This is a genomic window from Vibrio sp. J1-1, assembly GCF_021728395.1.
Taxonomy (GTDB): Bacteria; Pseudomonadota; Gammaproteobacteria; order Enterobacterales; family Vibrionaceae; genus Vibrio.
Genome location: NZ_JAKKCM010000020.1, coordinates 1 through 22,456 on the forward strand (window position 1 = coordinate 1; position 22,456 = coordinate 22,456).

Consider the following 22,456-nt stretch of genomic DNA (forward strand, 5'->3'; position numbering starts at 1 on the left):
GCTTTAAATTTTGGACACTTGCTTAAGCGAGTGATACCACTGCGGAGTGGTAGTTCAGTTGGTTAGAATACCGGCCTGTCACGCCGGGGGTCGCGGGTTCGAGTCCCGTCCACTCCGCCACTTATTATAAAACCTCGCTTATGCGAGGTTTTGTTGAATTTAGAATATACTAAATTCTTTAGAGATGTCGCTCCGATTGAAAGGGCAGCGGATTTCCCAAAGTTTGCGAGATGGCGCGTGTTGGGAATTAAATCTCTTAATCCATCGACAATTTGATTACCTATTTCTAGGGGTGTAGCTCCAATTGGCAGAGCAGCGGATTCCAAATCCGCGTGTTGGGAGTTCGAATCTCTCCACCCCTGCCATCTTGAAGGCCTCAGTCGAAAGACTGAGGCCTTTTTGCATTTTCAGCTCATAAAAATATAAAAGTGACAGCTGTAACATTTAAAATGTGTAACTGTTTGTTGGAACTTATTCGTCGAACTCTAAGATTGTATTAACGATCTTAAGACAATTTTGATTACAATGTCACCATAAAAACTTTGGGGGGATTATGGGACAACTGTATATTTTAGGATTTATCGCCGTGGGTGGGGCGTTTGGTGCGTGTTCTCGTTATCTCATTTCTGAGTTGTGTATACTTCTTCTAGGCCGTGGTTTCCCTTATGGTACGCTAACCGTTAACGTTATCGGCTCTTTTTTGATGGGATTATTGATTGCAGCTTTTGAGAGCGAGATGTTGGCAACAGACCCTTGGCGACAAATCATTGGCTTAGGTTTCTTAGGAGCTCTGACTACGTTTTCCACATTCTCAATGGATAATGTTCTACTGATGCAGCAAGGTGCTTTTTTCAAAGTTGGCCTAAATATTCTTTTGAATGTGACGCTGAGTATTTCTGCTGCGTGGATTGGCTTCCAATTAATGATGCGTAACTAGAAAAAGCTGTAAAATCTAATTTATTCAGCTTGGTTTAACCAAGCCGTTTTTATATACTGACTTCACTTGTCGGAGTGCCATAAGGCTGAGACCGTTAATTCGGGATCCGTTGAACCTGATCTGGTTAGTACCAGCGAAGGGAACAGGAGAAGATACCTACACCAGATCTAATCTGGCTAACCTATCAAACCGTCGAATGTTGTTATAGACCTCTATCAGTTCTTAATTCGACCCCTCTTGTCGCATCTATCCGCCAAGCATTTTTATCCCAATACTTTTTATCTAGAATAACAAGCAAGGAAAAATGCTATGTCGAATCGCAAGCAAGCGAGACTGGAAGCAAAACAGTTTATTGAAACCCTCTCGGTACAGCCGTACCCAAATTCAAACAAAGTCTATGTAGAAGGTTCACGTCCGGATATTCGTGTCCCGATGCGAGAGATCTCTTTAGCCGATAGCCTCATTGGTGGTACCAAAGACGCTCCTATTTTTGAGCCAAATGAGTCGGTACGCGTTTATGACACCTCTGGTGTGTACACTGACCCTGATTACTCTATCGACCTTTACAATGGCTTACCTAAGCTGAGAGAGGGGTGGATTGAAGAACGAAATGACACTGAAGTTCTTCACGATGTCAGTTCTGTTTATGCAAAAGAGCGTTTAGAAGATGAAACTTTGGACGAGCTGCGCTATGGCAATCTGCCTCATATTCGACGCGCAAAAGAGGGGCACTGCGTTACTCAGCTTCACTATGCGCGTAAGGGAATTATCACTCCAGAAATGGAATTCATCGCTCTACGTGAGAACATGGGGCGTGCTAAGTATCGTGATGAAGTGCTAAACCAGCAGCACCCAGGTCAAAGCTTCGGAGCTAACCTACCAAAAGATATTACTGCTGAGTTTGTCCGCAAAGAAGTGGCAGAAGGTCGCGCCATTATTCCATCAAATATCAACCACCCAGAATCTGAACCAATGATTATTGGCCGGAACTTCTTGGTCAAAGTGAATGCGAACATTGGTAACTCATCTGTCACATCTTCGATTGAAGAAGAAGTAGAAAAACTCGTATGGGCAACACGTTGGGGTGGGGATACTGTTATGGATCTCTCTACCGGGCGTAATATCCACGAAACTCGGGAATGGATTTTACGTAATAGCCCGGTGCCGATTGGTACGGTACCAATGTATCAAGCGCTCGAAAAAGTAAACGGTATTGCTGAAAACCTAAACTGGGAAGTGATGCGCGATACCTTAATCGAGCAAGCAGAGCAGGGTGTTGACTACTTTACTATCCACGCAGGTTTGTTACTTCGTTATGTTCCGATGACGGCGAAGCGTGTTACTGGTATCGTTTCTCGTGGTGGCTCCATCATCGCTAAATGGTGTTTAGCGCATCATCAGGAGAGTTTCTTATACACTCACTTCCGTGAAATCTGCGAAATTTGCGCGAAGTATGATGTTGCCCTTTCTCTGGGCGACGGTCTACGTCCAGGTTCAGTTGCAGATGCTAATGATGAAGCACAGTTCGCTGAATTACGTACCCTTGGTGAACTGACTAAGATTGCTTGGGAATATGATGTTCAGGTCATCATTGAAGGCCCAGGACATATACCAATGCACATGATCAAAGAGAATATGGATCAGCAACTGGAACATTGTCATGAAGCGCCTTTCTACACGCTTGGTCCTCTAACGACAGATATTGCTCCAGGCTATGACCACATCACTTCAGGTATTGGTGCGGCGATGATTGGTTGGTATGGCTGTGCAATGCTCTGTTATGTCACACCTAAGGAGCATTTGGGCCTACCAAACAAGGAAGATGTAAAGACTGGCATGATCACCTACAAGCTGGCTGCACATGCTGCTGATTTGGCCAAAGGGCACCCAGGTGCACAGGTGCGTGATAATGCGTTATCTAAAGCACGTTTTGAATTCCGTTGGGAAGACCAATTTAACCTATCATTAGACCCAGATACCGCGCGTGCTTTCCATGACGAGACACTGCCTCAAGAGTCTGGCAAGGTTGCTCATTTCTGTTCGATGTGTGGTCCTAAATTCTGTTCGATGAAGATTTCTCAGGAAGTAAGAGAATACGCGAAAGATACCGAGCAAGTTGCTGCCGATCAGGCGATTTCTATCAAGATGTTGGATGATCCGCTAGAAGGCATGCGCAGAAAGTCAGAAGAGTTTCGTTCGACAGGCTCAGAGCTTTATCACCCAGCAGTACACGCCGAGGTAGATGAGTAATGACTAAAATCCTTATTCCATCACCATTAATTGAGCTAACGGGTTTCGTTCAGCAATGCTTATTATTGGCGAAAGAACAGGGTTTTAGTACTGAAGAAATTGAGTTGGGCGTGAGCCCAACTCATTTGATTCAACTTGTTCCAGACCAAAATAAAATATTGAGTGTAGGCACGGATCTAGTTGATGGATTAGATGACGCGTTAACTGGTGATTTTACGCTTTACTACCAATCGAAGTTATCCTTGAAGGAAACTAGCCAGCAAAGTTCCTCGGCTATTTTTATTGGTATTGAGGATACCCCTCCAGCTTCAAACAAAGATGACAACACCACTGTGTTTGATATCTGGCGTCATCCAATTAGTGACGAAGTCAGAGCGTTGTCGATGAATGTATCAGCATCAAATACCTTCCAAGCAGAGCATCACTTAGCGTGGATAATGACGTTGTTGGCGCTCGAATTTCCGATTGAAGACGCTTTGACATTAGCTCGCGCAATGACGAATGTTTCACGTGAAACAGTGTTTAACGGTGAAACATGCACTCTTCACGAGTGGGCATCTCACTTTGCTGATTTTCCAACCCCAGTTCTAGAAGACTCTATTTTGGGGATTAAAGTTGGTTGGTCATCGCAAAGCGAACCGGTCAGCTTTCCTTGCCTTAGTAATGACAGCTTAGGGCTATATCCCGTTGTTGATAATGTCAGGTGGATAGAGCGGCTTTTACCAATGGGGATTACTACCATTCAACTGCGTATCAAAGACCGAAACCAGCCTGATCTCGAAGAGCAGGTTGTTCGTGCGATTGAATTGGGTCGTCAATATGATGCGCAGGTCTTCATTAATGATTATTGGCAACTCGCAATTAAGCATGGTGCGTTTGGAGTGCATCTTGGACAAGAAGATATCGAAGAATCTAACTTGCTGCAGTTAAGTGAAGCTGGGATTCAATTAGGACTGTCAACGCATGGTTACTATGAACTGCTTCGAATTGTGCAAATCAATCCTAGCTATATCGCATTAGGTCATATCTTTCCGACCACGACTAAACAAATGCCATCCAAGCCACAAGGTTTGATTCGTTTGGCTTTGTATCAAACACTGATAGACAGCATTCCATATGGAGATCAAGTCGGCTATCCAACTGTCGCAATTGGCGGTATTGACCAATCAAATGCAGAGCAAGTTTGGCGATGTGGCGTATCCAGCTTAGCTGTGGTTAGGGCCATAACTTTATCTGAGTCGCCAAAGTCGGTGATTGAGTTTTTCAATCAATTGATGGGTAGCTCTCAGCCATTGCAGGTAGTGGAGAGCGAAAGTGCTTACTGATAAAGAATTCATTCGCTATCAGCGCCAAATTTCAATCCCTGAAATCGGTGAATCAGGACAAGCTGAACTCAGCCAATCACATGTTTTGGTTATTGGTTGTGGCGGATTAGGAAGCGCAGCAAGTTTGTATTTAGCAGCAGCGGGAGTTGGTAAGTTGGTTGTCGTTGATGATGACCATGTCGATAGCAGCAATTTACAACGACAGGTTGTTTATCGAGAAAGTGATATCAACCAGATGAAAACTGAAGCCACAGCTCAACAGTTATGCGCCCTTAATTCAATGGTTCAAGTTCGAACTATTCCTAAACGTCTCGATGAATCTCAGTTGCAATTGGAAGTGATGCTTGCCGATGTCGTTCTCGACTGTAGTGACAACATGCCAACTCGGCAGCTGATCAATCAAGTCTGTTTTCAGCAAAATACGCCGTTGATATCTGCGGCTACAATTGGTTGGCAGGGACAGTTTGCTGTATTTGATTACTCAGAAGAACAACAGAGTTCGGGGTGTTACCGATGTCTGTATCCATTTGATGAGTTGAAGCAAGGAATGAAGTGCAGCGAAATGGGGGTTGTCGGCCCTGTGGTTGGAACGTTAGGTAACTACCAAGCCTTGGCGGCTATTCAAAAGCTGGCAACAGGTAAGTTTCATGTGGTTAGTGGTCAGTTGCACCTATTTGATGGTGTTCGTATGACTTGGCAAACCATGGTGATTAATAAGGATCAAGAGTGCCAGGTTTGTAGTGAAATGAACGAGCCACAGCACTGAGTTAGGAGAGGAGTCACAAATGACACCATCAAATCATTCAACAACTGAGTTGGGCGACGCCACAAGTGAAAAAGATAAGTTGGTCATCATAACTATTAATGACCAACCTCAGCAGGTTGCGTTAAACGCGAACTTACAGCAAATCATCACGCAGTTTTCTCTACCCGAGATAGGCTGTGTTTTTGCCATTAATAATCAAGTTGTGCCGCGTAGCGAATGGGCAAGTACGGTACTTTCTGAGGGAGATAGTATCTCTCTGTTTCAAGCCATCGCAGGGGGATAATGTCGATGCTGAAAATTGGTGATAAAGAATTTCAATCTCGCTTGTTCACAGGAACGGGCAAGTTTTCCAATAGCGCTTTAATGGCTAAAGCAATTCAGGTTTCAGGCTCTCAACTTGCAACGATGGCACTTAAACGTGTAGACGTGAATGACCAGCAAGATGATATTTTGCAGCCTCTCATTCATGCTGGCGTGAATTTGTTACCGAACACTTCAGGTGCTAAAAATGCTAAAGATGCCGTTTTTGCTGCTCAGCTCGCGCGTGAAGCCTTAGGAACAAACTGGGTCAAACTCGAGATTCACCCTGACCCGAAATATTTAATGCCAGATCCGATAGAAACTCTAGCTGCTGCGGAACAACTGGTACGAGAAGGCTTTATCGTCTTGCCATACTGTCATGCCGATCCGGTGTTGTGTAAGCGCCTGGAAGAAGTTGGCTGTGCAGCTGTTATGCCGTTAGGCGCGCCTATCGGTTCGAACAAGGGCATCGCTTCTCATGACTTTCTGGAAATCATTATCGATCAAGCTAACGTGCCTGTCGTGGTTGATGCAGGGATTGGTGCGCCTTCACATGCTGCGCGTGCAATGGAAATGGGCGCTGATGCGGTATTGGTCAACACGGCTATTGCCACAGCAAGCGATCCAGTTGCCATGGCTAAAGCGTTTAGGATGGCAGTAGAGTCTGGTCGTATGGCTTATGAAGCTGGTCTTGCAGGGCAGGTGTCTCATGCTGTCGCATCAAGTCCGCTGACGGCTTTTCTTGATGAAATGTAAAAGTGAGGTCTAAACATGAGCTTTTATGACCACTTTAAGCAGTTCAACTGGGATGATATTTCCATGTCGATATATGCCAAAACGGCGAAGGATGTGGAAAGGGCGCTAGCAAACCCCAAACGGGATTTAGAAGATTTCAAAGCGCTCATTTCTCCCTCTGCAGAGCCTTACTTGGAGCAGATGGCAAAGCTTTCTTATTCGCTTACGCGTAAGCGCTTTGGCAATACCATGTCGCTTTATATTCCATTGTACCTTTCTAATCTTTGTGCCAATGCTTGCACTTATTGTGGCTTCTCTATGGAAAATCGCATTAAGCGCAGAACGCTAAACAAAGAAGAAGTGTCTGCGGAAATTGAAGCCATTAAGCGAATGAAATTCGACAGTGTCTTACTGGTAACGGGTGAGCATGAAACCAAAGTAGGAATGAAGTACTTTCGCGAAATGGTGCCGATGATAAAGCAGCGCTTTAACTATTTGGCGATGGAAGTACAGCCGCTGGAGCAGGATGAATATGCCGAACTAAAATCGCTCGGATTGGATGCGGTGATGGTCTATCAAGAAACGTATCATCCATCGACTTACGCAGAGCATCACCTGCGTGGAAACAAGATGGACTTCCGTTATCGTCTAGAGACACCAGACCGGTTAGCTAGGGCGGGAATCGACAAAATTGGTATTGGCGCTCTGATTGGATTAGAAGAGTGGCGAACTGATTGCTTTTTTGCCTCTGCTCATCTTGATTATCTCGAGCGAACTTACTGGCAATCACGTTACTCCATTTCGTTCCCTCGACTTCGTCCGTGTGCAGGTAATGCGCCGACCAGTGGCTTGCAACCAAAATCGGTGATGACGGATAAGCAATTAGTGCAATTAATTTGTGCCTACCGATTGTTTAACCCAGAAGTGGAGCTATCGCTGTCGACACGTGAATCACCACAGTTTCGTGATAATGTCTTACCTCTGGGGATTACCAGTATGTCCGCCGCTTCCAAAACTCAACCAGGCGGCTATGCGACAGAAGAAGTTGAACTCGAGCAGTTCGAAATCAGCGATGAAAGAAGTGCTGCTTCAGTAGAAGATATGATCAGAGCAAAAGGCTTCGATCCGGTATGGCGAGATTGGCACTCGGTCTATTCGGGATAATTTAGAAGTTCCAGATAGTGAATGTTTCACGTGAAACATCGCAACGTAACAACAGATGATAACAATGTGAGACTTTGAACTTCACCTAGCGTACTTGTAGAAACATAAGGCTCTCCGTTTGGAGAGCCTTTTAATTTTTGTACCAAAGATAAATTTGCGCGTGTCTATTACGAATGCGCTAATGGCAGAGTGGCTTCACGTAGCCAGTCTTTTACTTCACCTTCGACAAGAGGGCTTATTTGCTCCCAAACTTTTTGGTGGTAATCATTCAACCATACCAGCTCTGGACGAGTCAGCATATCCACGTTGATGTTACGTTTGTCGATTGGGCAGCGAGTCAGTGACTCAAATGACAGCACAGGGAAGTCACCGTTAGTTGGTGTTTCCACCACTAGCTCTAAGTTTTCGATACGGATACCGAATGCATCAGCGCGGTAATAACCTGGCTCATTGGATAGCACCATACCTTCTGTTATCGGTACATTGATTTGTCTTTTCGAAATGCTCGCAGGACCTTCATGTACACTCAGGAAGTGACCGACACCGTGGCCAGTACCGTGATCGTAATCGTAACCTTCCGCCCATAGATGTTGACGAGCCAAAGTATCGATCTGGTAGCCACAAGTACCATTCGGGAAACGCGCACGTGCAACACCAATATGGCCTTTTAACGCCAGAGTGAACTGCTTGATCATTTCTGCTGATGGTTGGCCAATTGCAATGGTACGCGTGATATCGGTTGTGCCATCCAAGTACTGACCGCCAGAGTCCACCAGATAAAGCGTATTCATTTCTAGCTTACCTGGTACAGGCTGGTTCTCGTGATTGTAGTGACACATTGCAGCGTTACCACCGGCCGCTGAGATTGTATCGAAGCTTAGATCCATCAATGTTGGGTCTTCCTTGCGGAACGCTTCTAGTCGATCCGAAAGAGTGGCTTCATCATGGAGATTGCCTGCGGCAACTTCCGCGTCTAACCAACATAGGAACTTACTCATCGCAACACCGTCGCGTACATGACACGCTTTCATCCCTGCAATTTCCACTGGATTCTTCGCTGCTTTCGGCATTAGACATGGATCGGCTGCGGAGATAACGGTTGCTCCAGAATTTTGCAGAACCAGTTTAAACCAGGCATTACTGTTCGCTGGATCAACTAATACCTTTTTGCCAGTCATTGCTTCAAGGCGAGACTGAAGTGCTTCCGGATGATGCACTGTCACGCCTGTGCCTACGTGTGCTTCAAATTCAGCAGGTAGTCGGGCAGGGTCAAAGAAGTATTCAACGCTAGAATCTGCATGAAGAATTGCATGAGACAGAAGTACGGGCAGACGAGAGACATCTAGGCCGCGAACGTTCAGTAGCCAACAGATAGAGTCAAGCGCAGTGATGACCGCACTGTCAGCGCCTGCTTTTGTGACTAGTTGAGCAATCTCCTGACGTTTGCTTTCGCTTGACTGACCAACTGCTTCTGTTGACATCAGACGAACGTCAGTAACCAACGGAGTTGGACGGTCATGCCACAGTTCATCAATTGGGTTACTGCTTAGGATAGTAAGCTCAAACTTACCCGTCAGCTTGTCTTGAGCCATATCTAACCAAGCAGAACTGTGCATACGAGGGTCAATCGCCACTGAAGCACCAGCGGTTAGATTGTCATGGACCCATTCAAGCGCTGGCTCTTCAATCAGGTGACGGTATTCAAAGAGATCAGCAGGAACTTGTTTGGTGACCTGGACGGTGTAGCGACCATCAACAAACATTGCGGCTTTATCTTTGGTGATCACGGCTGCACCAGCTGAGCCAGTAAATCCGGTGAGCCAATGTAGGCGTTCGTTATGAGCGGGAACATATTCGCCCAAGTACTCGTCTTCGTGTGGGACCAATAGGGCATCAATATTGTGTTGATTCAGCCATTCGCGAATTGCGTTCACGCGGCTTTGAGTTTCGTTATGCATCTGTTTTATTCCTTCAAATTACCGCTCCTTCATGCTCAGTATCGGAGCTGTTTCCTTCTGCTTCATGCAGTAGCGGACTTAAACGTTGCTATGTTTAAGTCTGGGTATAACAGGCCATATTTGAGCCAAAAAGAAGTATCGCTAGTTAAGCTACTCATTTTAACCGTTAAGCGCAAATTGAGACCGAATTTTTATCTAAGGTGATCGGTTTTCTGCGTGATCATCGTACGTAACCAGTTCAGAGCTGGGTCGTTTTGTCTGTCTCTATGCCAGAATAAAGTGTATGCCATAGGTGGAAATTCGAGTGGTAATGGCAGTACTACGAGATCGAGCTGTTTCGCTGCAAGCTGTACAAAATGACTTGGTGCAGTAAAAATAAAGTCGGTGTATGAACATAAACTCGCGGCACTATTGAAGTCCGGAACCGTAACGGCGATATCTCGTTCAGCACCGATGTCGGCGAGACGGTAATCCAATAACCAGCGATCGTTACCGTCACAGCGCACCTGAACATGACGTAAGGCTAAGTAGGCCTCAAGGTTCCACTTTTGGTTTAGTGCTGGATGGTTCTTGCGGATAATGCACATTTGATGGTCACGATAAATTTCCTGTTCGCAAATATCATCCGGCGGCAGCAGGGTCAGTTTGGCATCGTTAATGTCGATGTCTTTTCCGGTTAAACCCAAATCCAGCTCTCCCCGTTGCAGCATTTTAAATGTGTTATCCGACCATGGATGAGTACTGATGGTGACGCCGGGTGCCTGTTGAAAGATTGCGGGTAAAAAGTGAGGCAATATTAAAGGGTAGACGCTTTCCACTGCAGCGATTTGAAAGCGGTACTCGCTGCTTTGCGGAGAAAACTCTTCTGGCTGTGTCAGCAATTCCAGTTGGTTAATCAACAGATCGAGTTTCGGTTTTAGGAATAGAGAACGCGGTGTTGGTGTCAGTCCATGGGAGTTACGTGTAAACAACGGGTCATCAAATTGAGTACGTAATTTGGCGAGTGATTTACTCACCGCCGACTGGCTAAGGCAAAGTCGATGTGCCGCTCGGGTAACGTTGAGCTCTTCCATCAGTACTTTAAAACAAACCAGCAGATTCAGATCAATGCGCGCCAATTTCTCGATATTCATTGTGATTTTCCTAAAAGGAATAATGGTCATGATTATACATCATTTCCATTCATATCATCAGATGATTAAGCTTCACAAATAGTTCTTGTTCAATTTGGAGTGTAGTGTGTCTAGCCATATTTCTAACAGTAAATTGCAAATGGCTTTATTGACCCTTTTGGTGCTTTTTAGTCCACTTGCGATAGATATTTATCTTCCTGCGTTACCTCTTATCGCTTCCACGTTTCAGGTAGATAATGCGCTAGCACAAGACACGATCACTTGGTTTTTGTTTGCTATGGGTGTCGGTCAGCTTTTTGCCGGTCCGTTAGCAGATAAACTCGGACGTCGAACTGTTGCATTGGGTGGTATCACCATTTACGCAATGAGCGCTTTATTGGCGTGGAGTGCTCAGAATATTGAGTGGATGTTGATGTCACGATTGCTACAAGGCTTAGGCGCATGTGCGACATCGGTGGCAGCCTTTGCAACAGTTCGCGATATCTTTGGCCCGGAAAAAAGCGGCAAGATGATTAGCTACCTCAATGGTGCGATCTGTTTTATTCCGGCATTGGCTCCCATACTGGGTAGTTGGTTGACGCAGCAATTCGACTGGCGAGCAAACTTCAGTTTTATGACTGGCTTTGCCGTGGTATCGGGTGCCTTGATGTTCCTGATGATGAAGGAAACCAATCCAGCGACAGAAAAGCAAGCGGTATTCAAACTCAGTCGTTACTGGGCCGTGTTAAGTACGCCGTCTTTCATTTTCCACGCATCCCTGTGTTTGATGGCAATGGCGGTTATCCTCGCCTATGTCACATCTGCGCCGTCAGTACTGATGACTGGAATGGGTTTATCGATGAATGAGTTTACCTTCTGGTTTGGTGTTAACGCGGTGATTAATATAGCTGCGTGTATGTTGGCACCTAAGTTTATGGAGCGCTTTGGCACGCACAGCACACTTGTTCTTGGCATTTCCACATTGGGCCTTGCGGGTGTAGTTATGATGATGATGAACGGCCAAAACACCGCCTTTTCTTTTATGCTGCCAATTTTTATGTCTTCAGTAGGCTTCGCACTCATTCTTGGTGGAGCTGCGGGGAAGGCGCTAGAACCGTTCGGTGATAAAGCGGGTACAGCCGCGGCGTTACTTGGCTTGTTTCAAATGAGTGGTTCGGGTTTATTAGTTGGTACGCTTCAGCGTTTGTCGCTCGATCCACAAACTCTAATTGCACTTCACATGTGGGTCATGCTTCCTGCACTTGTACTATTATTTACCAAAGCAGGTAAGAATTGGCATTCAAGCTTTGTTAAAGCGTAATTCTGTGTAATTTAGTATTTTCCAATATGAGGATCGAGTGTATATTTGTCGTTCACACTTTTTCAGACACCATAATGGAATTCAAAAAGTAATGTCGTTAACCACGTATGAAATGGCTCGTATTTTAGAGCAAATGGAAGAATCACCAGAAAAGGTGATGTTTGGTAAGTTGCTTAATGAGTTGGGCAATCAAAGCTCCGAGCGTATTCGTAGTGCGGCAAAACAAGTACCACTGCCAATCTTGCGTGATATTGTGTACCAGTTTCAACAAGTGATTGAATCACGCAAAGGTGAGCAAGTTGAGTTGCTAGCGAAAGATATTGCTCAGCAAGGTATCTCAGCTGATGACTTGTTGGCTTATCTGAACAAAAAATAAGAAGTCCCCGCAGTCGCGGGGATTTTTATTTCGTCAGCTTTCTTTTCAGCCAGTGATCGAGAGAATATGGGCCTGGCCCCCATACGATCACCACGAGAATCATGAGCCCCCACAACTGATGGTCATAAAAACCTTTCTCCCACAATAACGGATAGGAGAGGACGGCTGTAATGTTAAAGACAAATAGTAGCGCGGCCATTGGTCGGGTAAGCACCCCAAATGCTAAGAAGGCTGGTAGCGTTAATTCAGCTGCGGTTCCAAGATAAGCAGCCAACTCCCAGGGCAATAGCGGTACCTGATATTCAAATTCAAATAAATATAAAGTGCTATCCCAGGAGGCTATTTTTAGCAGTCCTGAGTTGAAGAATACCCACGCAACCCAAAAACGGCAAAACAGCAACAGAAAAGGGACCGCCTTACTCTGAAGAGTGTTGGTATATTCATCGTAACGAGTTATAAGGTTTTTAATCGTTTCGGTCATGACTTCCTTCCTCACGTTTTTTTAACGTAAAGCCTGCGAACAAGTTCAGATTCATGAGGCTATTTAATTTAGTGAGCAGTCGCGGTGGTATTTCTCCCAGACACTGTTGTTGCTCTATACAATGCAGTAGCTGGAAAGCCTCTAGGTTGAGCATATGACACAAACTCTCTCCGTTGTCCTGAACGGTAATGACGCCGCATTGCGCTTGGTTGATATTGAGTTGCTCGAAGTGCTGGCTTTGAATGGCAGTAAATAAGTCAAAGACCGCATAACAAGACTCAAAACTACGACTTCCTGTACGCAAATGAACAACTAACTCAGGTTGTTTGTCTGTCTTGACTTCAGCGAGTCGAGTTAAAGGGATTAATTCTGTATTGGGTAATTGTTCGCGTTGGGCTTGGCGTGCTAGATCCATCTCCCATTCAAAACGTGCGACTTCCGGGCTGTATGGTGCCGTCGTCATGACGTTATCGAATAACTTTATGGTGTTGTGGAAGTCTTCACCATAATGAGCAACGTATCCTTCTGCCAATGGATTATTCAAAACATGTTGCCGCGCAATTTGTGCAAAGCACTTTTTGCCGAGTAATGCTTCAACCATTGGGTAGGTTGCCGACAGTACCTCACTCAGACTGATGATAAAATTATTGCGGTAAATCTGTATTCGTTCATCAGCACTGAATAGGTCACCAGTAATACCGCACTCTTCGCCTGACGCTTTATAGTCCAGAGCTTTAGCGAACTGACTTTGCAATGTTGCAAGGTTCATGATGCTCTCCTCACGCGATGTGTAATAGAGGTGGCATCGTATTCTGAAAGTACTTGCGAGGCTTTGTTTGCTTCAGCTAGCAACACTTCGGGGGCGGGAATATCCAAATCCCACTCAATTAAGGTATGTCGAAGACCATGCTGCTGAGTCCAGTGGCGATATAGTTGCCATACCTCATCACTGACTGGGCGACTGTGGGTATCAATCCAAATTTCGCCTTTATCAAGTTGCTTGATGGTAAACCCGGCGAGGTGAATTTCATCGACCTTGTCGGCTGGAATAGCGGCTAAGTAAGTGTCGCAATCAAAACCGTGATTGAATGCAGAAACATAAACATTGTTTAGATCAAGCAATAGCCGGCATCCGGTACGTTGCTGCACTTCGGCCAGAAATTCCCACTCACTAATGGTGGAGTGTTGAAACCGCACATAACTCGATGGGTTCTCGATTAGGATTTCGCGTTGCAGATAGTCCTGTACTTCCTGTACATTTTGCGTGAATACGTTAAGAGCTTCTTCGGTATATGGCAGGGGGAGAAGGTCGTTAAAGTAGTGACCGCCGTTCTCACTCCAGCTTAAATGGTCTGAAACAAACATTGGCTCAATAACATCAATAAGCGCTTTAAGCTGTGCTAAGTGGTTTTGATTGACTCGCTCCACGGAGCCTAAGGACAAGCCAATACCGTGACAGCTGATTTGGTAAGCCTCACGTAGGGATTGAAGTTGTAAACGTTCCACAGCATTGGGCTGAAAATAGTTCTCACTGTGGATTTCAAGCCAGGACAAAGAAGGATGACTCTGACTAAAGAATTCCAAATGGGGAGTTCGTAATCCAACTCCAACAAGATTGTGGAAAGCGTGGTCGTTGTGTTTCACGTGAAACTCCTTTTCCCTATAAGGCGAAGCGGAAAGAAAGGGTGTGCTGGTTGAGCGATAACACACCCTGATTGTGACTATCGAGGCAGTTAAGAAGAGGTCGTGCTGCCGCCTGCTAATTTGTCACACAATCCCTTTGGCACGACCACAAATGCATCTTTTTGGCTGTCTTGTTTAGCGGTACCAGCACAAGAACCAGTCTTGGTTGCACAGTCATTTTTACCGGCTTTAGCCACGCCGTAGCATTTTTCTTGTTCAGCAGCGATTGCCGGGGCCGCGGTCAGCATAGTGCCACCCAGAGCGAGAAGACCCGTAACGGCAGCAGCAACAGCAAGATTCGATTTATTCATAACAATTTCCTCTGAGTTGATTTCCTTTACTTTTCGATAGACAAGCTGACTCGGCACTGTGGTGTACAGTTTTTGTTCGCTTGCTTATCTTAAAAGATAGGAGTGGGGGTTAAAAACTTTCAGTTTAATTGCCCTTCATCTCGGCTTCGGATAATGCTCCGTGTGTAACTCGCTGAAGAAATGGATAAAAAAACATCGGATTTTTTCTCACTTTTTGCCTAAACAGCACCCAGTTGTTTAGGTTATAATCTGCGTTTATGTATAAATAACCAGTAGCTCATCATGATGGATCCATCTCTATTACTCGACGGCTTGAACGATAAACAGCGTGAAGCCGTTGCAGCACCTCTAGAAAACTTGCTCGTCCTTGCTGGTGCAGGGAGTGGCAAGACCCGCGTTCTTGTTCACCGAATCGCTTGGCTGATGTCTGTAGAACAAGCTTCTCCGTTTTCGATTATGTCAGTAACTTTTACTAACAAAGCTGCAGCGGAGATGCGTGGCCGTATTGAAGAGTTGATGATGGGCAGTGCGTCGGGCATGTGGAATGGTACTTTCCACGGTATTTGTCATCGTATTCTGCGAGCGCATTATCTTGATGCCAAGTTACCGGAAGATTTTCAGATCATTGACAGCGATGACCAGCAGCGCTTGCTTAAACGCCTGATCAAAGCGCAAAACCTGGATGAGAAGCAGTGGCCTGCACGTCAGGTTGCTTGGTGGATTAACGGTAAGAAGGATGAAGGTTTACGTCCGGCTCATATCGATGCCTACCACGACCCGGTCACCAAAACTTACCTGCAGTTGTATACTGCTTATCAGGAAGCATGTGATCGAGCTGGCCTGGTCGATTTTGCAGAAATCTTGCTTCGCGCTCATGAGCTACTGCGCGATAACAAATTTGTCCGCGAGCATTACCAAGCGCGCTTTAAACACATTCTGGTCGATGAATTTCAAGATACCAACAACATCCAGTATGCATGGTTAAGGATGATGGCGGGTCCTGATTGTCATGTGATGATTGTGGGTGATGATGACCAGTCTATTTATGGCTGGCGTGGCGCGAAAGTGGAGAACATTGAAAAGTTTACTCGTGAGTTCCCAAGTGTCAGCACCATTCGTCTTGAGCAAAATTACCGTTCAACTAAAACGATTCTAGAAGCGTCGAACGCCCTTATTACCAACAATACAGAGCGTATGGGTAAAGAGCTTTGGACTGATGGTGTCGTTGGTGATCCAATCTCTATTTATAGTGCTTACAACGAGCTGGACGAGGCCCGTTTTGCAGTAACCAAAATCAAAGAGTGGCAAGACAAAGGCGGAGCATTGAACGATGCCGCCATGCTTTACCGTAATAACGCCCAGTCACGTGTACTGGAAGAAGCATTAATTCAAGCTGGCCTTGCATACCGTATTTATGGTGGTATGCGATTCTTCGAACGTCAGGAAATCAGAGATGCACTGAGCTACTTGCGTTTAATGGCCAATCGTAACGACGATGCGGCATTTGAGCGTGTCGTTAACACACCGACGCGTGGCTTAGGGGATAAGACGCTTGAGACGATTCGTCGTGCGGCTCGTGATCGAGGCTGCACTATGTGGGAAGCCAGTATTGCGATGTTGGATGAGCAAGTTCTATCTGGTCGAGCTGCAGGAGCATTGAGTCGTTTTATCGAACTCATCACTGCGTTGGAAGATGATACGCTGGAGATGCCTCTGCACGAGCAAACTGACCATGTGATCAAATACTCTGGTTTGTTTGCTATGTATGAGCAAGAAAAAGGTGAAAAGTCTAAAGCTCGTATTGAGAACTTGGAAGAACTGGTGACAGCGACCCGTCAGTTTGAGAAACCCGAAGAAGCGGAAGAGATGTCTCTGCTTACTGCATTCCTAACTCATGCTGCGCTTGAAGCGGGTGAGGGGCAGGCGGATGAGTTCGAAGATGCGGTTCAATTGATGACTTTGCACAGTGCAAAAGGTCTGGAGTTCCCATTAGTTTTCATGGTGGGTGTGGAAGAAGGCATGTTCCCAAGCCAGATGTCCGCCGAAGAAGCTGGGCGTTTAGAAGAAGAACGTCGCCTATGCTATGTCGGTATGACGCGCGCAATGCAGAAACTCTACATCACCTATGCCGAAATGCGTCGTTTGTATGGTCAGGACAAGTATCACAAGCCATCGCGCTTTATTCGTGAGCTACCAGAAACTTGTCTGGATGAAGTACGCATGAAAGCGCAAGTTAGTCGCCCATCGACCAGCGGTCGTTTCAGCCAGACGGCAGTCAAAGAGAACTTCAACGAGACTGGTTTTTCGTTAGGTTCTCGCGTGATGCATCCTAAGTTTGGCGAAGGGACTATCATTAACTTTGAAGGTAGTGGCCCACAAAGCCGAGTTCAAATTGCCTTCAATGGCGAAGGTATTAAGTGGTTAGTGACGGCTTACGCCAGACTTGAGAAGCTTTAATCCGAGCAATACCAATAATCATTGGAATATTTATCAATAGAATTGAGCTCGATACAAAGCAGCAAGCGAGTGAAGCCCCTGAGCATAGGGTATCTATGTGATGGGGTGAATTAATTATGCAGATAAATGGGTAAAGAAAAACCCCGAGGGCTTGCGCCCGTCGGGGTTATAGTCTTACTCGCAGCAATCCAGCTACTAAAAGTGCTCCATGCATCGAATCCATGATAGTGTGCTGATTCCTTCAGCTTATTCCTTTCGTCGCCTTCCTAGCGGTGTCCTTGACCTAATCCTGGTCTGCTAACAATCCTCGTTAGCTCTCATCACTTGTTCCCTGAGCGGTGTCCCTGACATCATCCTGATGTTCAATCCTTGCCTCGTCCAGAGGTGTCCATTTCCCGTCCTTAGTAGCAACCATCCTAGTCACTATTGATTCCGTTCAATGTCCAGTTTTGCATTCCATGCCCGACTATTCATCCTGAATAACCGTTTCTTCTTCCTGAAGTCTACCAAATCCTTGGTAATTCCTGTTCCGTGTCAGCATCCTTCCGACAGGTTTAATATTACGGGTTTTACGCCTTACGACAATGGTGGAAATTCACATTTTTGTTGTTTTAATGCAGCTTAAAATATCACTTTCCATATTATTCAATGGCTTAGTGGTTTTTCATGGGGCTTCTGCTACTAAAAAAGCGTGTTTTACCTAACCCTTTGTGCGAGATCTCGCACAAAGGGGTGGGGTAAATGCTACTAGTTTCCGATCGCGACACCTTCACGGCGGGGATCGGCAGCACCTTCTAAGCCATCTTTTGTGATGCGAATAGCATGTAAGCCTGAGTTCAAATCACGGACTTCTGTCGTAAAGCCGATCTTTTCTAACTCTGGTTGTAAGTGGATTGCTTCAGTACCTTGCTCGATATCCAACGTGCCGAAGCGGTTTAATAACCTTGGTTGATTGATTGCTTGTTGAATGTCCATATCCCATTGAGTGTGCGCAATAATGGTTTGAGCAACGTATCCAATAATACGGCTGCCTCCTGGAGAACCAATGGCCATATAAGGCTTGCCGTCTTTGAGCATGATCGTCGGAGTCATAGAAGAACGCGGGCGTTTGCCCGGCTCCAGGCGATTGGCGATAGGGATGCCATCTTGATGGGTACGGAACGAGAAGTCGGTTAATTCGTTGTTGAGTAAAAATCCACGAACCATTAACCGTGAGCCAAAAGCGTTTTCAATCGTTGTGGTCATGGATACCACATTGCCCTGTTTATCGACGATATTGAAATGGCTGGTAGAAGGGAGCTCAATCGACTCATCCATATTGAGATTTATTGCATTAGACCATGGAGGGTTCCCGGCAGCGACCTCTGGTAGTGCTTTACCAACTTTAATTAGTTCTGCACGCTGCTTTAGATAGTCTACATCCAATAAGCCAGCGGTGGGCATAGGTACATAGTCTTGGTCTGCCATGTATTTGCCGCGATCAGCGAAGGCGAGGCGAGAGGCATCTGCAATCACTTGCCAAGATTTGGCATTTTCTGCGCCCCAGCCTTTGAGATCGTACTGCTCACTGATGGCCAGAATCTGTCCTACCGTTAATGCGCCTGAACTTGGCGGTCCCATACCGCAGACATCATAACTTTGATAGGCCGCGCATACTGGATCACGTTGTTTGATTTGGTAGATATCAAAGTCTGACTGTGCGAGTACCCCCGGATTACCCGGAGCGTTTTGTACCGTGTTGATGATGTCCTGGGCGATATCACCCTGGTAAAAGGCCATGGCACCTTTCTCGGCAATCGCCGTTAAGGTTTGTGCGTATTGTGGGTTTTTGAGGACCGTTCCAGCTGCTTTCGGTGAACCATCCGAGTTAAAGAAATAGGCTTTGGTCGCGGGGAATCGTGATAAACGCTCAGAGTCGTCAGCTATCAAACTGGCAAGACGAGGACTGATAATAAAACCTTGTTCAGCAAGCTTGATGACCGGCTGTACGATCTTTTTCCATTCCAGTTTTCCGTACTGTTGGTGAGTATCCCACAAGAGTTTTACTGTGCCCGGTGTGCCTACGGAGCGACCTCCGACAACCGCATCATAAAACTGAAGGGGCTGGCCTTTGTCATCTTGAAACAACTGCGGTGTGGCGGCTAGGGGGGCGGTTTCTCGGCCATCAAAAGTGGTGAGCTTTTGCCTATCGCTATCCCAATACACCAAGAATGCACCACCTCCGATACCTGAAGACTGAGGTTCTACTAACCCTAGCATCAATTGAACGGCCACCATCGCATCTATCGCATTTCCGCCTTGTTCAAGTACGTCAGCGCCAGCTTGCGTTGCAATCGGGTTTGCGGCTGTCACCATGTAGTTTTTGGCTTTTACCAGCAGCTTTTGTTCTACGCCAGTGCTTTGCTCTGGGGCGACTGCATCAGTGGCTTGATTGGCAAGAGCTTGGCTCGTTAGGGTTAAGGTGGAAGTGAGAAAAAGACCCGTAGTGACGAGCCGATTGAACGACCATTGCATGATGACTCTCCATGTTACCAGTTGAATATTCAGCTTGGCAGCCATGGAGAAGGTCGTCGAGTCAGCGGTCTAAGAAATGTCGGCTATGCGACATTTAAATCAGTCAGTTACACAGAAAAGGTGCTTATGATTTGCAGTAAGATACTGCCACCGACCAACGTAAACACCACGCCACATAAACCATCGATATAAATACCGGCTTGTTGTAATCGGCGTTGCAATCTTTGTGTAGAGAGCATCCAGGCCAGGCTGGAAAACCAAAGCAGTGATAAACCAAATAGAACCACCAAGGCTATCCCTTTACCAGTAACAGACATACCAGGTGGAACCAGACTCGACATTAAGCTGACGAAAAACACCAAGGCTTTAGGGTTAAGAATATTAGTCGCGAAACCCTTAGTAAATGCCTGACGTTTATTGCTGATCACCAGATTGTTGGATTGATTTGACTGATCTGATTGCGGATTTTTGATCATGGCGATTACAGCTCGCAGTGCGCCAATACCTAAATAAAGTAAATAACTGCCGCCGAGTAATTGCAGAACGGAGTAAAGCATAGGGTGTTGATGCACTAGGTAGCTTACACCCGTCAGGCTGAACAAAGAATGCAGCAAAATACCGACGGACAAACCAAGCGCGATGTATAAACCAGTCTGGCGACCATGACGTGTGGCGTTTTGCACAACTAACGCGAAATCGGGCCCGGGACTCATTAAAGCAATAAAGTGTATGCTGGCCAGAGTCAGCAGGATGGTTGATTCATTCATAAACACATCTCAAAACATAATGAAGAAGTTTATTCTCTCCGACACCGGCATGTTGCGCTTGTAAAAAACTGACAGTGTATTGCTGAAAGGTACTAGCGTGTTACTTGCGATGGAGAGACGCCGTAAGTCTGCTTAAAGGCTTTGCTGAAATGCGCCTGATCGTAAAAGCCAATTTGGTGTGCGACTTCTGTCCCGCATTGCCCTGACTGAAGTAGCTTCATTCCTTGCTCGAGACGAAGCCGTGCAAACCAGGCATAGGGCGTCATCCCTGTTTGGGCTTTAAAGTGGCGTTGAAACTGGGTAGGGCTTAGCTGGCAGAGTTCAGATAACGACTCTAAACGAACGGACTGATCGAGATTTGCCATTAAGTAATCTTTTAAGGTGTTGAGAGACTGCTTTCCCAAGGGGATGACCTTTTTCCTGGCAAGTGATCCATAGCGATCAAAAAGCAGGTTAAATCCCTCTAATGGAAGACAATCTTTGGTCAACCGACTGAGATTATTGCGTCGAAGATGGCGGTGTAAGTTACTAAGTTGTGAAAATATCTGTGGATCGGAGATGATCAGTTCATTAAAGCGGATTATTTGACCATTTTGTTTAAGATCGGCCAGATCACTAAATAGGTGCGGTTCGATCGAAAAGACATTCACTTCATAACCGTCAGCAAGTCTCGATTGACCATCGTGCAGCTCATCGGGCGGCATAATAACGATTTGTCCGTGTCCTACTTGATGGTGACTTCCCTGATAATGGAACTTCTGCTCGCCATGCGTGATCAGACCAAGGTGAAAATCCAGGTGGTAGTGCTTTTGAAAAGCAAATTTCTGGTATTTCGCCTCAATCAGGCTCAGTTGGTCATGGTCGGTCGCGTAGTATTGAATCTGTTCCATTACATACAAAAAACTTGGTCGTTATCTGACCAAGCTTATCCATCAATGACTGACTTGTCTTGTAAAAAACGATCACTGTGGTTGAACTGCTCGGCGTACTTGCCGGTTGTTACGCAATCCATCAAAGCTAAATATGACTAATGCGCCCCAGATAAAGGCAAATGTGATCGCTTTGTCCATTGTAAAGGCCTCACCGTACATCAGCACCGCGAGCAAGAACATCAGACTTGGTCCAATATACTGGAAGAAGCCTAATGTAGACAGTTTCAGGCGTGTGGCTGCTCCGGTAAAACATAGCAGGGGTAATGTTGTTATCACGCCTGCCGCAATAAGCCATCCATTCAGGTTCATCGGATTATCAAACATATTAGAGGTAGCCGAGTCCGCAATAAACAGCAGATAGATGGCCGCTGCCGGTAGCAGTATTAGGGTTTCGACAAACAGGCCAGTTTGTGCGTCAACAGAGACCTTCTTGCGGATCAGGCCATAAAATCCAAAACTCATCGCAAGTGCCATGGCAACCACAGGTACAGAACCAAACACAAACAGCTGCACTAAGACGCCACAAACTGCAAGAGTGACAGCAAACCACTGCAATTTACGCAGCCTTTCACCGAGGAAAATCATTCCGAGCAGCACGTTGATTAACGGGTTAATGTAGTAACCCAGGCTAGCATCGAGCATATGATTGGCGTTGACCGCCCAAATGAATATCAGCCAGTTAGCCCCGATGAGTACCGAGCTTGAAAGCAGGTAAGCGGATTTACTTTTGTTTTTTGCTATTTCGTAAACCGAGCGCCAAGCACGGCTAAAATGGAGCAGTGCCGCGAGCAAAAAGAATGACCAAACGACTCGATGGCTTAAGATCTCTAAAGGAGAGACCTGCATAATGGATTTGAAATACATTGGAGCGATGCCCCACATCGTGTAAGCACCAACTGCAAGCAGGACACCTTGCCGGGCACGCTGTTGTTCTTCTAGTGTCATGACGTGTCACCTAATTGTATTTATAGAGCAGAGGAGCAGTATACGAGTCGTGTTGGTAAACACCTAGCAATTTGCGGTTTTATTCACCATGAAACCCCATTACAATGTGCCCTCATTTTGTG

The 22,456-nt window shown here is 45.9% G+C and carries 20 protein-coding genes, 2 tRNA genes and 1 riboswitch; of the genes, 12 read left to right on the top strand and 10 right to left on the bottom strand.

Annotated elements, in window-relative coordinates; all coding sequences use genetic code 11:
* Positions 1–43 precede the first annotated feature (43 nt).
* The 9 genes from L3V31_RS20635 (at position 44) to thiH (ending at position 7,477) form a co-directional block, all read left to right on the top strand.
* Positions 44–120: transfer RNA gene (locus L3V31_RS20635), tRNA-Asp, on the top strand.
* Between the two features lie 168 nt (positions 121–288).
* Positions 289–365: transfer RNA gene (locus L3V31_RS20640), tRNA-Trp, on the top strand.
* A 188-nt stretch (positions 366–553) separates the two neighbouring features.
* Entirely contained in the window at positions 554–937 is a 384-nt protein-coding gene (gene crcB / locus L3V31_RS20645; RefSeq protein ID WP_237318905.1) for a fluoride efflux transporter CrcB, read from the top strand.
* Between the two features lie 60 nt (positions 938–997).
* Positions 998–1,096, top strand: a riboswitch (TPP riboswitch).
* A 150-nt stretch (positions 1,097–1,246) separates the two neighbouring features.
* A complete protein-coding gene (gene thiC / locus L3V31_RS20650) occupies positions 1,247–3,187 on the top strand; it encodes a phosphomethylpyrimidine synthase ThiC (protein WP_237318907.1) in 1,941 nt (646 codons plus the stop codon).
* Positions 3,187–4,512: a thiamine phosphate synthase gene (locus tag L3V31_RS20655; RefSeq protein WP_237318909.1), complete on the top strand. Its 1,326-nt coding sequence runs from the start codon at positions 3,187–3,189 to the stop codon at positions 4,510–4,512. Before thiC ends, L3V31_RS20655 begins: the two co-directional genes overlap by 1 nt.
* A complete protein-coding gene (thiF, locus tag L3V31_RS20660) occupies positions 4,502–5,278 on the top strand; it encodes a thiazole biosynthesis adenylyltransferase ThiF (protein ID WP_237318911.1) in 777 nt (258 codons plus the stop codon). The genes L3V31_RS20655 and thiF overlap by 11 nt, the downstream gene beginning before the upstream one ends.
* 19 nt (positions 5,279–5,297) lie before the next feature.
* A complete protein-coding gene (gene thiS / locus L3V31_RS20665) occupies positions 5,298–5,561 on the top strand; it encodes a sulfur carrier protein ThiS (RefSeq protein ID WP_237318913.1) in 264 nt (87 codons plus the stop codon).
* 5 nt (positions 5,562–5,566) lie between these two features.
* Positions 5,567–6,334 (top strand): thiazole synthase, encoded by a 768-nt coding sequence (locus L3V31_RS20670; protein WP_237318962.1) that lies wholly within the window; start codon positions 5,567–5,569, stop codon positions 6,332–6,334.
* A gap of 15 nt (positions 6,335–6,349) precedes the next feature.
* Complete coding sequence (gene thiH, locus L3V31_RS20675; RefSeq protein WP_237318916.1) at positions 6,350–7,477, top strand: 2-iminoacetate synthase ThiH; 1,128 nt, start codon at positions 6,350–6,352, stop codon at positions 7,475–7,477.
* Positions 7,478–7,644: 167 nt separating this feature from the next.
* Here the strand turns inward: thiH and L3V31_RS20680 are convergent, their stop codons facing one another.
* A complete protein-coding gene (locus L3V31_RS20680; RefSeq protein ID WP_237318918.1) occupies positions 7,645–9,435 on the bottom strand; it encodes an aminopeptidase P family protein in 1,791 nt (596 codons plus the stop codon).
* Positions 9,436–9,626: 191 nt separating this feature from the next.
* Complete coding sequence (locus L3V31_RS20685) at positions 9,627–10,568, bottom strand: LysR family transcriptional regulator (protein WP_237318920.1); 942 nt, start codon at positions 10,566–10,568, stop codon at positions 9,627–9,629.
* Between the two features lie 106 nt (positions 10,569–10,674).
* On the opposite strand from L3V31_RS20685, the gene L3V31_RS20690 reads away from it, so the two are divergent.
* Together L3V31_RS20690 and L3V31_RS20695 are read left to right on the top strand one after the other, a co-directional pair.
* Positions 10,675–11,868, top strand: coding sequence for a multidrug effflux MFS transporter (locus tag L3V31_RS20690; RefSeq protein WP_237318921.1), 1,194 nt, complete (start codon positions 10,675–10,677; stop codon positions 11,866–11,868).
* 91 nt (positions 11,869–11,959) lie between these two features.
* Positions 11,960–12,244: a hypothetical protein gene (locus tag L3V31_RS20695; RefSeq protein ID WP_237318923.1), complete on the top strand. Its 285-nt coding sequence runs from the start codon at positions 11,960–11,962 to the stop codon at positions 12,242–12,244.
* A 25-nt stretch (positions 12,245–12,269) separates the two neighbouring features.
* Here L3V31_RS20695 and L3V31_RS20700 read toward each other — a convergent pair whose 3' ends face one another.
* The 4 genes from L3V31_RS20700 to L3V31_RS20715 all read right to left on the bottom strand — a co-directional run bounded on the left by L3V31_RS20700 (position 12,270) and on the right by L3V31_RS20715 (position 14,719).
* Positions 12,270–12,725, bottom strand: a complete 456-nt coding sequence (locus tag L3V31_RS20700) for a DoxX family protein (RefSeq protein ID WP_237318925.1) — start codon at positions 12,723–12,725, stop codon at positions 12,270–12,272.
* Positions 12,709–13,494, bottom strand: a complete 786-nt coding sequence (locus L3V31_RS20705; protein ID WP_237318927.1) for a DNA-binding domain-containing protein — start codon at positions 13,492–13,494, stop codon at positions 12,709–12,711. The genes L3V31_RS20700 and L3V31_RS20705 overlap by 17 nt, the downstream gene beginning before the upstream one ends.
* On the bottom strand, positions 13,491–14,369 hold the full coding sequence (locus tag L3V31_RS20710; protein WP_237318929.1) for a DUF692 domain-containing protein: 879 nt from the start codon (positions 14,367–14,369) through the stop codon (positions 13,491–13,493). Before L3V31_RS20710 ends, L3V31_RS20705 begins: the two co-directional genes overlap by 4 nt.
* A gap of 89 nt (positions 14,370–14,458) precedes the next feature.
* Complete coding sequence (locus tag L3V31_RS20715) at positions 14,459–14,719, bottom strand: DUF2282 domain-containing protein (protein ID WP_237318931.1); 261 nt, start codon at positions 14,717–14,719, stop codon at positions 14,459–14,461.
* A gap of 282 nt (positions 14,720–15,001) precedes the next feature.
* On the opposite strand from L3V31_RS20715, the gene uvrD reads away from it, so the two are divergent.
* The gene (uvrD, locus tag L3V31_RS20720) at positions 15,002–17,176 is read left to right on the top strand and encodes a DNA helicase II (protein ID WP_237318932.1); all 2,175 of its coding nucleotides are present in this window, start codon (positions 15,002–15,004) and stop codon (positions 17,174–17,176) included.
* Between the two features lie 747 nt (positions 17,177–17,923).
* On the opposite strand, the gene ggt is transcribed toward uvrD, so the two are convergent.
* The 4 genes from ggt to rarD all read right to left on the bottom strand — a co-directional run bounded on the left by ggt (position 17,924) and on the right by rarD (position 22,334).
* Positions 17,924–19,690, bottom strand: a complete 1,767-nt coding sequence (ggt, locus tag L3V31_RS20725) for a gamma-glutamyltransferase (protein ID WP_237318934.1) — start codon at positions 19,688–19,690, stop codon at positions 17,924–17,926.
* A 107-nt stretch (positions 19,691–19,797) separates the two neighbouring features.
* Complete coding sequence (locus tag L3V31_RS20730; protein ID WP_237318936.1) at positions 19,798–20,457, bottom strand: LysE family translocator; 660 nt, start codon at positions 20,455–20,457, stop codon at positions 19,798–19,800.
* Positions 20,458–20,549: 92 nt separating this feature from the next.
* Positions 20,550–21,347 (bottom strand): AraC family transcriptional regulator, encoded by a 798-nt coding sequence (locus L3V31_RS20735; RefSeq protein ID WP_237318938.1) that lies wholly within the window; start codon positions 21,345–21,347, stop codon positions 20,550–20,552.
* Between the two features lie 72 nt (positions 21,348–21,419).
* Entirely contained in the window at positions 21,420–22,334 is a 915-nt protein-coding gene (gene rarD / locus L3V31_RS20740) for an EamA family transporter RarD (RefSeq protein WP_237318940.1), read from the bottom strand.
* Positions 22,335–22,456: the final 122 nt, after the last annotated feature.